This window comes from Hymenobacter profundi (genome assembly GCF_019334315.1).
Taxonomy (GTDB): domain Bacteria; phylum Bacteroidota; class Bacteroidia; order Cytophagales; family Hymenobacteraceae; genus Hymenobacter; species Hymenobacter profundi.
On the sequence record NZ_JAHWGL010000052.1, the window covers coordinates 21973 to 34120 of the forward strand.

At 57.1% G+C, this 12148-nt stretch carries 11 protein-coding genes; 3 read left to right on the forward strand and 8 right to left on the reverse strand.

Annotation, left to right across the window (positions count from 1 at the left end):
* Positions 1 to 58: 58 nt before the first annotated feature.
* Together lipA and KYK14_RS12915 are read right to left on the reverse strand one after the other, a co-directional pair.
* Entirely contained in the window at positions 59 to 952 is an 894-nt protein-coding gene (gene lipA, locus KYK14_RS12910; RefSeq protein ID WP_185284374.1) for a lipoyl synthase, read from the reverse strand.
* 161 nt (positions 953 to 1113) lie between these two features.
* The gene (locus tag KYK14_RS12915; protein WP_185281786.1) at positions 1114 to 1905 is read right to left on the reverse strand and encodes a hypothetical protein; all 792 of its coding nucleotides are present in this window, start codon (positions 1903 to 1905) and stop codon (positions 1114 to 1116) included.
* Positions 1906 to 2018: 113 nt separating this feature from the next.
* Here KYK14_RS12915 and KYK14_RS12920 point away from each other — a divergent pair, with 113 nt between their 5' ends.
* Positions 2019 to 2423 (forward strand): OsmC family protein, encoded by a 405-nt coding sequence (locus tag KYK14_RS12920; RefSeq protein WP_185281785.1) that lies wholly within the window; start codon positions 2019 to 2021, stop codon positions 2421 to 2423.
* Between the two features lie 192 nt (positions 2424 to 2615).
* On the opposite strand, the gene ytxJ is transcribed toward KYK14_RS12920, so the two are convergent.
* From ytxJ to KYK14_RS12940, 4 genes are all read right to left on the reverse strand, one after another.
* Complete coding sequence (ytxJ, locus tag KYK14_RS12925) at positions 2616 to 2957, reverse strand: bacillithiol system redox-active protein YtxJ (protein ID WP_185281784.1); 342 nt, start codon at positions 2955 to 2957, stop codon at positions 2616 to 2618.
* Positions 2958 to 2976: 19 nt separating this feature from the next.
* Entirely contained in the window at positions 2977 to 3276 is a 300-nt protein-coding gene (locus KYK14_RS12930; protein ID WP_219159333.1) for a hypothetical protein, read from the reverse strand.
* Between the two features lie 78 nt (positions 3277 to 3354).
* Positions 3355 to 3684, reverse strand: coding sequence for a hypothetical protein (locus KYK14_RS12935; protein ID WP_219159336.1), 330 nt, complete (start codon positions 3682 to 3684; stop codon positions 3355 to 3357).
* Positions 3685 to 4017: 333 nt separating this feature from the next.
* Positions 4018 to 5997: an alpha-ketoacid dehydrogenase subunit alpha/beta gene (locus KYK14_RS12940; RefSeq protein WP_219159337.1), complete on the reverse strand. Its 1980-nt coding sequence runs from the start codon at positions 5995 to 5997 to the stop codon at positions 4018 to 4020.
* A 128-nt stretch (positions 5998 to 6125) separates the two neighbouring features.
* Between KYK14_RS12940 and KYK14_RS12945 the strand changes: the two genes are divergently transcribed.
* Positions 6126 to 8756: a TonB-dependent receptor plug domain-containing protein gene (locus KYK14_RS12945; protein ID WP_219159339.1), complete on the forward strand. Its 2631-nt coding sequence runs from the start codon at positions 6126 to 6128 to the stop codon at positions 8754 to 8756.
* Between the two features lie 84 nt (positions 8757 to 8840).
* On the opposite strand, the gene KYK14_RS12950 is transcribed toward KYK14_RS12945, so the two are convergent.
* Positions 8841 to 9578, reverse strand: a complete 738-nt coding sequence (locus tag KYK14_RS12950) for an SDR family oxidoreductase (RefSeq protein WP_219159341.1) — start codon at positions 9576 to 9578, stop codon at positions 8841 to 8843.
* Between the two features lie 78 nt (positions 9579 to 9656).
* Positions 9657 to 10553 carry an AraC family transcriptional regulator gene (locus tag KYK14_RS12955; protein ID WP_219159344.1) on the reverse strand — a complete coding sequence of 299 codons (897 nt, stop codon included), beginning with the start codon at positions 10551 to 10553 and terminating at the stop codon, positions 9657 to 9659.
* Between the two features lie 213 nt (positions 10554 to 10766).
* Between KYK14_RS12955 and KYK14_RS12960 the strand changes: the two genes are divergently transcribed.
* Positions 10767 to 12047 carry a M16 family metallopeptidase gene (locus tag KYK14_RS12960; RefSeq protein WP_219159346.1) on the forward strand — a complete coding sequence of 427 codons (1281 nt, stop codon included), beginning with the start codon at positions 10767 to 10769 and terminating at the stop codon, positions 12045 to 12047.
* Positions 12048 to 12148: the final 101 nt, after the last annotated feature.

Here is a 12148-nt window from a genome sequence, read left to right on the forward strand (position 1 = left end):
TAGCGGGGTTTCTTTATGCATATACATCATGCCTCGCATGATGTATATGCAGGCTGCCCTAGATCGGCACGTTTACGTGGCGCTCGGCGTGGTAGGAGCTGCGCACCAATGGGCCGCTTTCCACGTATTTCAGACCACGACGCAGACCTTCTTCGCGGTAGTGAGCAAAGAGGTCGGGGTGAATGAATTCGGCTACCTCTAGGTGGCGCTTGGTGGGTTGTAGGTACTGACCCAGGGTTAGAATGTCGAGGCCGTTGGCTACAAGGTCATCCATGGCTTGGTACATCTCTTCCTTCTTCTCGCCTAAGCCCAGCATGATGCCCGACTTGGTGCGGTGCCCAGCGGCTTTCGTCCGGCGGATTTGCTCCAGCGAACGGTCGTACTTGGCTTGTGGGCGCACGAGGCGGTAGAGGCTGCCCACGGTTTCTACGTTGTGCGAAATCACTTCCTGTCCGCCCGAAATCATGACGTCCAGCGCTTCCCAGTTGGCTTTCACGTCGGGAATAAGCGTTTCGATGGTAGTGGTAGGAGAAAGCTGCTTGATGCGCACCACCGTCTCGTGCCAGATACTGGCGCCGCGGTCCTTCAACTCGTCGCGGTTTACGGAAGTAATTACGGCGTGCTTTACACCCATCGTCAGGATGGCTTCGGCTACGCGGCGGGGCTCGTCGGTATCGTACTCGTTGGGGCGGCCAGTGGCCACGGCACAGAACGAGCACGAACGTGTACAGATGTTGCCCAGAATCATGAAGGTAGCAGTGCCCGCACCCCAGCACTCGCCCATGTTGGGGCAATTGCCGCTTTCGCAGATGGTGTGCAGCTTGTTTTCGTCTACCAGCTTGCGCACCCGGGCGTACTCGGGGCCTACGGGCAGCTTCACGCGCAGCCAATCGGGCTTGCGGGGCCGGGCCGGTGCAACGGCTTCCGGCTGTATTACGGGTAGTAGCAGCAGATCATCCATAGATAACAAAGATACGCAGCGCATGGCTTACACAAAGATGGCAGCCAATAGCGACGCTAGGTTTCCTTCACAACCATTAGCTGCGGAGAAAAGTTGAGGGCCTGAAAAGACAACAGGGTAGGGTTGAGGGCCTGAAAAGACAACAGGGTAGGCTAGCTGCGGTGCCCGAGGTAGATGGTGAGGTACACCGAGGGGTAGAACTGCTTGTTGAGCTTGGAGCTGGGCACGTTGTTGTCGCGCAGAATCTCTACGCGCTTGGTGTACATCTCCAACAGAAAGCCAGTTTCCACGCCGGCTACCGCGTCGCGGTAGCGGCCGTACTCAAAGCTGAGCGCCCCGCGTAGGTGCGCGCCTACCGTGGGCTTAATTTCGCTGGCACCCCGGAACAGCGGGGCCCGGTCGATGGGCGTTTGGGCGTTATTGGGGTCGTATTGCGCCTCGCGTATGTCCTGGGAAGCGCCGGGTATCGGATTGCCGTTGCCATCGCGCAGGGTGTAATCGTAATACACATAGTAAGGCATGAGCAGCCCGATAGACGGGCCGGCACTAGCCAGCGCATTTACCTGTACGCCCGACTCAGCCGCTTTCCGGAAGATAACGCGCTGCAAACCCACAGAAGGCCGCAGCACATAGAAATAATTGGTCTTGCCCGGCACATAGGAACCGCCGGTGTAAGGATTGATGAATTTATCTTCTTTCTGTCCTTTCACTTCCACTGCCTCTAGGCTCCAGAAGCGCAGCCAGTCCTGCGACAGCACTTTGGAGGAACGAAAGTGCACTCCGCCAATCAAACCGCCCTGAGTATTGAAGTTGACGCCGTACACCATTTCCTTACGGTAGGAAGGGTCGTCGCCGCTGCCGGCGGCGCTCTGTGCGCTGGCAGCGCCGGTAGCGGCCAGTAGCAGCGCCAGGGTAGAAAAACCAGAAGCCAGTAAAGTTCGCACGGCAGGCAAAGAAGCTAAGGGCGAGGAGATTCGAACAGAAAACGACCGCTCCGAGGCAGCCTGATCGAAAGTACGTAAATTTGTTGTCATTGTCCTGCCAAATTTCTGATTCTATGAGCACTGCCAGCGCCCGCTATACCGGCCAACTGCGTACCGAGGCTACGCACAACGCTTCCGGTAACACGATTATTACCGATGCGCCCGTAGACAACCACGGCCGGGGCGAGGCCTTTTCGCCCACTGATCTGGTGGCGGCTTCGCTGGGTGCCTGCATGATGACCATTATGGGCATCGTAGCCGAGCGCCACCAGCTGGACCTCACCAGCGTTACGTACGACGTGACCAAGCACATGGCCGCCGAGCCGCGCCGCATCCGGCAAATCGACGTGCAGTTTCACCTGCCTGCCAGCCTACCCGAAAAGGAGCGCGCCCTACTAGAGCGTGCCGCCCACACCTGCCCCGTAGCGCTTAGCCTGAACCCGGAAATCAAGCAGGAAGTTTCGTTCCTGTATGAGTAGGGAAGTGGTGAAATAGTGAGTTTGTGAAGTTGTGAATAAAGAGTGCATGTCATCCTGAGCGGAGCGAAGGACCTTCTCACACCTGAACGACTGACATAATAACATCTCGTTCTATCGTGAAAAGGTCCTTCGCTCCGCTCAGGATGACAGATTCTTTTTCACAGCTTCACAACCTCACCACTTCACCTTTTCCTATTTCACTAATTGCTGCACGTCGCTGAGGCGGATGCCCATGTGTGAAGCGTCGTAGCTGCACTCGCCGTTTTGGATGAGCAGCAGTTGCGGCGACTGGTGCTCTACGCCAAACTTCTGAGCTATTTCGTTGGAAATGGGCCGGTAGCGGAGCAGGTCGAGGTAGTAGATGGGGGTGCCATCGAGGCCGGCCGAATCCCACTGGCGCTCAATCTTGCCTTTGGCGGCAGCGCTGATGGAGCAAGTAGTGCTATGTTTGAAAACCAAAACCGGATGCTCGTGCGATTCCTGCACGATGTCGGCAAGCTGTTCGGGTTGGGTGAGGGGTTGCCAGGGAGTCATACTTCAGAGCGTTTTAGAGTTATTTTTTGCGGGTAAGACGTAAGCCGGGGGCCGTTGGTTCGCTGACGCGGGCTGTGCCGGTGCGGTCAAACCGGTAGTTGTTGCGGCTGTCGTGGGGTAGGGGCGTGCCTGTTTTGCCCCGTTTCAGCGCTTTCGGCGTAACGGCCAAGTGCGACTCTTTGTACTTAGCCGGGTACTTATACGCGTCGCGCAGGGCGCGGCGGTTTTCGGACCGGTGCTGGGCCGGGGTGGTGTACTCCGTTTGGGCCGAGGCCGAAGCAGCCAGTAGCAAGGCAGGTAGAAGTAGCAAGAGTTTCATACCAAAGCATACGGAAAGTGGGAGAGGGTAGCCATACAAAACGGCTTGATTATCTGCGAGTCAACAGAAGCGAAGACACTAAAATATGATGCCTAGGAACCGGTATTGCCCTACTTTACGCTTCCGGCTACGGTCGCGTGTTTTCTTTTTCAGCAGTCCCTGTTTGTCGTAGCTATTGTGCTGGGGCGGCGCGTTTTCTGCCTGGGCCGTGCCCTGGCTGCTGCCATCGGCACTCTGCTCAGCATCAGGAGCAGATGCTTTCGCCTTTTTCATCTTGGGCTGCGGCGGACCTGTGGGGTCGGAAATATGGTAGCGGTGACAGCCCGTTTGGGCTAAAAGCAGCCAGCCGCTCAACAGCACGAGCAGTACCAACCGCAAACACTTTATAGGCCGAGTAGAGAAAAACATAGGCAACGGGTTGATGCAATGAGAATAGAACCTTGCCCAGAAATCAAGCCAATAACGCTACTATGGTAGAATTAAAGCAGGAGGAAGTAACGCAAAAATAGGTTTTGTATGGAGCCTTTAAACGCTCTAAAATGAGCATTCTGAGCGCAGCGAGGTATCTGAATAAAAGATTCCTCGCTGCGCTCAGAATGATGCCTTTACAAGCTGTGTAAGTTAAATGGGTGAGCAGTTGAAAGGTTGTATAGACGCAACTATACGTCTCATAACCGTCCGAATCGTTCAACAACGAGACGCAAGTATGCGTCTCTACACCGTTCGAGCGGCGCGGAAAGCTTAGTAGTTGCGCAGCTTCTCCACCGCATCGCGCAGGCGCTGAAGGGGTAGAAAGTCCTTTTCCAGGGTAGGGGCAAAGGGCACGGCCGTATCCAAGGAGGCCACGCGGTGCACGGGCGCATCAAGGTGCTCGAAACAGTTTTCGCCAATCCAGGCGGCCAGCTCAGCGCCCAGGCCGCCCGTGAGGGTGTCTTCGTGCAGCACCAGCACGCGGCCGTTTTTCTCGGCGGTGCGACGCACGGCCTCCTGGTCCCAGGGTAGGAGGGTGCGCAGATCGAGAATGTCGCAGCTTACATTCAATTCTTCCGCCATTTGTAAAGCCCAGTGCACACCCATGCCGTAGGTGACGATGCTCAGTTCGTTTCCCTCGCGCACCAGGGCCGCTTGCCCAATGGGCGTAGTGTAATAGGCATCGGGTACGAGGCCACTCACGGAGCGGTAAAGCAGCTTGTGCTCAAAGTACATCACTGGGTTGGGATCTTCCAGAGCGGCGCAGAGCAAGCCCTTAGCGTCGTGCGGGTTGCTGGGAAATACCACCTTCAGGCCGGGGGTGTGCGTAAACCACGCCTCGTTGCTCTGGGAGTGGAATGGTCCGGCCGCGGTGCCAGCGCCGGTGGGTAGGCGCACCACCACATCGGCGTTTTGGCCCCAGCGGTAGTGGCTCTTGGCTAAGTTGTTCACAATCTGGTTGAAGCCGCAGGTCACGAAGTCGGCAAACTGCATTTCTACCATGCTCTTCTTGCCGCGCACGCTCAACCCCAAGCCAGCTCCCAAGATGGCCGACTCGCACAGGGGCGTGTTGCGCACCCGCCCCTTCCCAAACTCCTCTACCAAGCCTTCTGTTGCTTTGAACACGCCACCATATTCGGCAATGTCTTGGCCCATGAGCACCAGCTCGGGGTAGCGCTCCAGGCTCTGGCGCAACCCGTCGCGGATGGCGTCTACGTAGCGTTTCACTGTGGCAGGAACGTCAGGGGTAGGTGTTTGCTCAGAGCCCTCGAAAGGAGCGTACATATCGGCCAGCTCGCGGATGGGGTCGGGGGTAGGGGCAGGGAGGGTATCGGCTTCCCGCAGGCCCTGCTCAATCTCCGCCTTTATCTTCTCCTGGAACTGATGGCGGGCCGTTTCGCTCAGCAGGCCTTCGCTGATGAGCCATTGCTCGTACGTAGCCACGGGGTCTTTGGCGGCCCACTCCGTGAACAGCTCCTGAGGAACATACTTGGTGCCGCTGGCTTCTTCGTGCCCGCGCATCCGGAAAGTAAGAGCCTCTACCAGCACCGGCCGCGGATTCTGGCGTAAGTCCTCGGCCAGGCGCTGCATGGTGCTGTAAACTTCCAGCACGTTATTGCCGTCGATCTGCACGGCTTCTATGCCGTAAGCGGGGCCTTTATCAATAAAACTCTTGCAGCGGAATTGCTCGTTGCTGGGGGTAGAGAGGCCGTAGCCGTTGTTTTCGATGAGGAAAATGACCGGCAGCTGCCACACGGCTGCCACGTTCAAGGCCTCGTGGAAGTCGCCCTCGGAGGCGCCGCCGTCGCCGCTGTATACCAGCGTCACGCGCTTTTTTTCGTCCAGTATATCGGCCAAGGCAATGCCATCGGCCACGGCCAGCTGCGGACCGAGGTGGCTGATCATACCCACAATGTGGTGCTCGCGGGAGCCAAAGTGAAACGACCGGTCGCGGCCCTTGGTGAAGCCGCCTTCTTTGCCCTCCCACTGCGCAAACAGCCGCCCCAGCGGTACCCGCCGTGCCGTGAATACGCCCAGGTTGCGGTGCAGGGGTAAGATGTACTCATCGGGGTTGAGCGCCAAGGTGCTACCCACCGCAATAGCCTCCTGCCCAATGCCCGAAAACCACTTGCTGATTTTGCCCTGCCGCAGCAGAATCAGCATTTTCTCCTCAATAAGGCGGGGCTTGAGCAGCTCCTGGTAGATGGTTAGCAGTTGCTCGGTGGGGTAGGCGGCGCGGTCGAAGGGCATAGCGATAAGGGCTCAAAAGGGTAGCGTTGGCAAAAGTAGGCGTTTGCACCGGAAGGGGAATCGTGGGATGATTTTTGGGGTAGGCGGCCGACTCATTTTATAGCTTATTCTACTTCTACTGTTTGCCTATGCGCCCACTTTTACTCTTTAGTGTTCTGTGTGCCGCCGTGCCTACTCTGGCCCAACAACCCGATACGCTGGCACCGCGACGGGTGGCGGTAGAATTGCCAAGCACAGATTCATTGGCGTCGAGAGTACCGTCAGAAATTCACAAACGTTTTATCTGTTTCAATCCGACTATCTCGACAACACATACTACTTCTACTATAGTATTCCTCTCTATCCAAGAGCAGTTGCGCCAGGTGGCCGGCGTGCAGGTTACGCCCTACTCCGGGGCGCCGGGGGCGCAAATGGTGATGCGTATTAGGGGAGTGGCCAGTTTTACTGATGATGCCCAGCCGCTGTATGTGGTAGATGGTGTGCCGGTATTTCAGCGTACGTTTCGGTCAGGCGCAAGAAGTTCCGTTTATCTGGATGCGCTGCCGGAAATACAGCAGCTAGACACGAATCCATTACTACACATCCCAACGGAGGACATCGAGCAGGTAGAGGTGCTGAAAGGCGCCTTCGAAACCGCGCAGTACGGTTCACAGGGCATTAATGGCGTTATTCGCATCACCACGCGCCAGGGGCATACCGGAGCGCCGCGCGTGCAGTACATTGGCTACGGCGGCGTGCAGCAGGCTCGCTACCGCTACGAGCTATTGGGCGCCCGCCAGTACGCCGTACTAGCCAACGAAGCCGCCCGCAACGACGGACAGCCGCCGCGCTTCTCGTTGGCCGAAGTAGCCGCTCTGGATCGGGGCACCGACTGGCAGGCGGAGATGCTGCGCACTGCCGCCATACAGGAGCACCACCTGAGTCTCTCGGGTGGCACCGCCGCTACGCACTACTACACAGGCGTCGACTACCTCGGCCAACAGGGAATAGTGCTTAACTCCAATCTGCGCCGCTACGCCGTGCGGGCCAACGTAGACCAGCAAATAGGCCAACGCTTACACGTAGCGGTGCGAGGTAGCCTGAGCGAAACGCAACGGCGCGTGCCGTCTTATTATGCCCTGCAAAACGCGCTCTACGAGCAGCCTACCCGCACGGTGCAGGATACCACCAATCAGAGGTATCTGGTAAATCCGGTGCAGGAAGCCCGCGAATGGTATCAAACGCCCCGTCAGCAACGGCTATTAGCACAGCTGAATGCACAGTACCGCCTAGCCACCGGGCTCACGCTGGAACTACTGGGCGGATTGGAGCGGGCCACGCAGCGCAGTGAGTCATACAGATCAGCTTTCGCCTCCTACCCCGCCGGACAGAATGCCGACCTTGCCAGCACCTATAGACAATGGGTGATCAACCCGGCTCTGCGCTATGTCCGTAGCTTCGAGGATGGTCGTCATGCCATAACGGCCAGCGTAGAAGCTATTCGACAACGACAAAGCCTAACGAATAGGAAAGAGAGCTACATTCCGGGTACTCCTGTACTGAGCATTGAGGATGAATGGGAAAAAATAGGTGTCGATTTTTACCAGTTGACCGGCGGCTATACGTTTGCGGAGCGCTACCAAGTGCAAGGCAGTCTTCGCCGCGATATATCGGCCGCTTTTGCTTCCGTCGACCGCTCGCAGTGGCTGCCAGGCGTGCAGGCTATCTGGCACGCAGACAAAGAAGGCTTTCTACGGAAAAATCAACTGGTTAGCAAGTTGAACACCTGGGTAGGCGTGAGCTATACATCGGGGGCAGGCAATTTGGGTCGCAACCTATACACACTGCCCATGCCTGTTTTTGGTGGTAGCCCCTTTCTGCCGCTGCGGGAGCGTAGCCGGCAGCTCGATGCCGGCCTTGCGCTGGGCATGTGGCAAAATAGATTGAATCTAACTATTCAAGGCTACACCCGGCGTACCGTCGACGAAAAATCATCGTTCCGCGAGTGGCCCGGCATGCTGCACAACAAGGGGGTGGAGCTAACCGTGAATGGGCAGTGGCAACTAGGCCCGGTGCAGGGTAGTACAACATTGGCCGCCGCCGCTAATCGCAACCGCTACCAGCTAAAGTCGCCGGATGATGACAACCCATACGACAGGACGGTTCATAACCGGCCGCTCAGCACTTTCTATGGCTTGCACTACCTGGGGGTAGACGCCGTTGGCCGGCCGCGCTTCGTCGGGAGCAATTCAAACAGTCAATCCAGACCCGAAGACTTCCAGCCGCTGGGCAATGGCCTACCCCGGCAGCTGCTCACGCTCACACAACAGCTTACCTACAAACGACTAACGCTGGATGTGCAAGCCGATGCCATGTGGGGTTATCAGGTACAAAACCGTCAGTTAAACGTGCTAGATGTGCCATCTGGCCGTGATAATGCCACTACCCGCGTGCTGGACCGCTGGACGCCCACCAACACAACCACTAATGTACCACAGGCTAACCAGCAGCTACAAATATCGTCTTTCAACGACTACACTCTGCAATCCGGCAACCACGTCCGTCTGACGGCCGCTACGCTCAGCTACCCAGTGTGGCAGCGGGCGGCCCGCAGTGCCAGCGTATGGGTAGGCGGGCAAAACCTGCTAGTCCTCACGCGCTACCGCGGCTACGACCCCAACGTCAGCTCCTTCGGCTCCGATAATAAACAAGCCGGCATCGACCAGGGCGCCTATCCCACGGCGCGCACGTTTCTGCTGGGCGTACGCGCCACGTTGTAAACAAGGCCATCCAATTCTAAAGCAAAAGCGGTCCGTCTCATCAGTAGAGGCGGACCGTTTTTACTTGGTGGTAGCCAGCTAGCTTTACCAAGGCATTTCGTCGCCATCGCCATCCGCGTCGTTGCTGAAGAACTTGCCGGTAGGGCCGTCGACGCCTATGGTGGCGTACTTTGCAATGATTTTGGCTGCGTCTTCCACTGTGCCGGGGCCGCTGTGCTGGTTGAAGTCGGTAGCGGTATAGCCGGGGTCTACGGCGTTGACTTTAAACGGCGTATCGCGCAACTCATACGCTAGTACCACAGTGTAGGCGTTTAAGGCCGTCTTCGAGGGTCCATAGGCGCCTAATTTCACCGCGTAATATTTCCACGACGGGTCGCTGTGCATGGTTAGGGAGCCCAGGCCCGAGGTAACGTTGACAATGCGCGGTGCCTCGGACTGGCGCAGTAGGTCTAAGAAGGACTGCGTGACGTTGATGGCGCCGAAAAAGTTGGTGTCGAATACGTCCCGGATGATCTGCGTATCGGCAGTGGCGGCGGCTTGCGGCATGGCGCCGTTGATGCCCGCGTTGTTGATCAGCACGTCCAGCGAATCAAGTTTCTGCCCAAGCTCTGCGCGGGCTGCCTGGATGGAGGTCAGATCCGCTACATCAATCTGAATGGGCTCCACGTTGGTCAGGCCCTCGGCTTTCAGCTGCGCTACTGCTTCATTGCCGTTTTCCAAGCTGCGGCTTCCCAGGTAAATAAAATAGCCTTGCGCGGCCAGTTGTCGGGCGGTTTCCAGCCCAATGCTGCGATTGGCGCCGGTGATAAGTACAGTTTTCATGTTGCGTCGTCGTGTTGAATGAAGTACGATGCAAACCTACCATCGTGCCGCGGGCAAGCCGTAACCCATATTCCGGTTTCACTGGTACATTTCGCGGGTAGCTAGGCGGTAGTGTAAAGGCGTTTGCTGGGTGAGGCGTTTGAAGAAACGATTGAAGTAGGAAGCATCCTCAAAGCCCAGTTGAAACGCAATTTCCTTGCTGGTATATTCGGTATGAAACAGGAGGCGCTTGGCCTCCACCACCAGCCGCTCGTGGATGTGCGCAATGGCCGACTTGCCACTCTGCGCTTTCACTACCTCGCTCAGGTGGCCGGCCGAGAGGTGCAGCATGTCGGCGTAGGTAGCCACGTCGTGGTGGCGGGAGTAGGAAGCTTCAATTTTGGTTCGAAACTTACTCAGCAGCGCGGCTTCGTCGGTCTTTTTCGAAGAGCAATACTGCTCCGTGTACAGCCGGCTGAGGTACACCAACAGCACATGCAGATAGGCCAGCAACACGGTCCGGTGCCAGGGCTGAGCCGCGCTGTACTCGACGTAGGCCTTCTCCAAAATGTCTTGCACAAACGCCACATCCGATGGCGCCAGGTGCAGTTCGTGTCCGTTTTGTGGGTTCTGAATAATGGGTAGCTGGCGCAGCACGCCACTACTGTCCAAGGCCAAAAACTCTTCCGTAAAGTTGAGATTAAACCCCGAAACCGGCTGTAGCTCTTCCTTCAGGTGTACTTGGTGCGGCACGGTAAAGTAGAGCGTGTCGGGCTTGAGGGTGTAGGCGGTGGTATCAACCCAATGCCGCCCGCTTCCTTCCCAAAGCAACACCATAAAATAGTAGTCCTTCCGGTGCGGAATCAGCAAATCGTTCTTGCCATGCACCGCAATGCGCTCCATTTTACGAAGTTGAAAGGAGGAATTGCCCGTGGCGTCGGGTACCTCCAGCGGGTAGCTCGGAATGGAAGGGTAGGAGATAATAGGAGCGTACATAGCAAAAGTAGGCTGGTGGCGTTGGGAGCGATTATACAATAAACAGAACCCAGCAGCAAAAGGATAGTGCCATTGGTTTTCTTGCCGTCGGCAGCAATACTACCCAAGGCTTGCCCCCCGAAGGGTAGAGCACCTAACTTCCGCCTCCAGCTACCGAACCTACCGCCGATTTCGTAAGTTGTAACTTCCAAAAAAGAACTGCTTCTCCTTGATATGATCAATTTCACTGAATTTAAGCTTGATAACGGCCTGCGCTGCATTGTGCACGAAGACCACACCACGCCCCTGGCCGTGCTGAACGTGCTCTACAACGTGGGCTCGCGCGATGAGGACCCCGAGCATACCGGCTTTGCGCATCTGTTTGAACACCTGATGTTTTCGGGGTCGGTGAACATCCCGAGCTACGACGAGCCCTTGCAGCTGGTAGGCGGCGAGAACAATGCCTTCACCTCGCCCGACATCACCAACTACTATCTCACAGTGCCCGCAACCAACATCGAAACCGGCTTCTGGCTGGAGTCGGACCGGATGCTGAACCTCGCTTTCTCCGAAAACGGGTTGGAGGTGCAGCGCAAAGTCGTGGTGGAGGAGTTCAAGCAGAACTACCTCAACCAGCCCTACGGCGACCTGTGGCTGAACCTGCGCCCCCTGGCCTACCAGCAGCACCCCTACCGCTGGGCTACCATTGGCAAGGAAATCAGCCACATCGAAGAAGCCAACATGCAGCAGGTGCGCGACTTCTTTGCCAAGCACTACGCGCCCCAAAATGCCGTGCTGGTAGTAGCCGGCGCCGTTACGGAAGCCGAAGTGAAACGCTTGGCTGAGAAGTGGTTCGGTCCGATTTCGGGTGGTACGCGCTACGAGCGCCAGCTACCCCAGGAGCCTCGCCAGACCGAAGCCCGCTTCCTGGAAATGACGTCCGACGTGCCGCTGTCGGCGCTCTACAAAGTGTACCACATGCCCAGCCGCGCCGACGACGCCTACTACCCCGTCGATCTACTGGGCGACGTGCTGGGCCGCGGCAAATCCTCGCGCCTGTATCAGCGCCTGGTGAAAGAGCAGCAGTTGTTCAACTCTATTTCAGCGTCCGTATCGGGGTCGTTGGAGCCGGGGCTGCTGGTAGTAAGCGGCAAGCTGAACGCCGGCGTAACTCTAGAAGACGCCGACGCAGCGGTAGAGGCCATTATTGCTGAGTTGCGCACCGAGCTAGTGCCCGCCGAAGAGTTGGAAAAAGTAAAGAATCAGGCCGAAGCCAGCATTGTATTCGGAGAAATCGAACTGTTGAACCGTGCCATGAACCTGGCCTACAGCAAGCTCATCGGCGACGCCAACTTAGTGAACCAGGAAAGCGAAAAAGTGCAGGCCGTAACACCCGAAGCCGTGCTGGAAGCAGCGCAAGAAGTGCTCCGGCCTACCAATTGCAGCACCCTCTACTACCGCGCTCAACCCAAAATGGCCGCCGCTACCCTGGCCGCTGTGGAAGAGATGGAGTAGAGCGTAAGTGCTCGAATAAGAACGTTTTTTAAAAAGAGCGTCATACTTTATCTGGCATCCGCTTGTCGAAGCATCTCGTGTGCTGATGAAAGATAGTAACC

What these genes read in the sequence shown, in the direction of transcription:
- KYK14_RS12920 (WP_185281785.1), top strand. Translation starts at nt 2,019, where the DNA reads ATGAGCACTGCCAGCGCCCGCTATACCGGCCAACTGCGTACCGAGGCT.
- ytxJ (WP_185281784.1), bottom strand. Translation starts at nt 2,957, where the DNA reads ATGACTCCCTGGCAACCCCTCACCCAACCCGAACAGCTTGCCGACATC.
- KYK14_RS12930 (WP_219159333.1), bottom strand. Translation starts at nt 3,276, where the DNA reads ATGAAACTCTTGCTACTTCTACCTGCCTTGCTACTGGCTGCTTCGGCC.
- KYK14_RS12935 (WP_219159336.1), bottom strand. Translation starts at nt 3,684, where the DNA reads ATGTTTTTCTCTACTCGGCCTATAAAGTGTTTGCGGTTGGTACTGCTC.
- KYK14_RS12940 (WP_219159337.1), bottom strand. Translation starts at nt 5,997, where the DNA reads ATGCCCTTCGACCGCGCCGCCTACCCCACCGAGCAACTGCTAACCATC.
- KYK14_RS12945 (WP_219159339.1), top strand. Translation starts at nt 6,126, where the DNA reads ATGCGCCCACTTTTACTCTTTAGTGTTCTGTGTGCCGCCGTGCCTACT.
- KYK14_RS12950 (WP_219159341.1), bottom strand. Translation starts at nt 9,578, where the DNA reads ATGAAAACTGTACTTATCACCGGCGCCAATCGCAGCATTGGGCTGGAA.
- KYK14_RS12955 (WP_219159344.1), bottom strand. Translation starts at nt 10,553, where the DNA reads ATGTACGCTCCTATTATCTCCTACCCTTCCATTCCGAGCTACCCGCTG.
- KYK14_RS12960 (WP_219159346.1), top strand. Translation starts at nt 10,767, where the DNA reads ATGATCAATTTCACTGAATTTAAGCTTGATAACGGCCTGCGCTGCATT.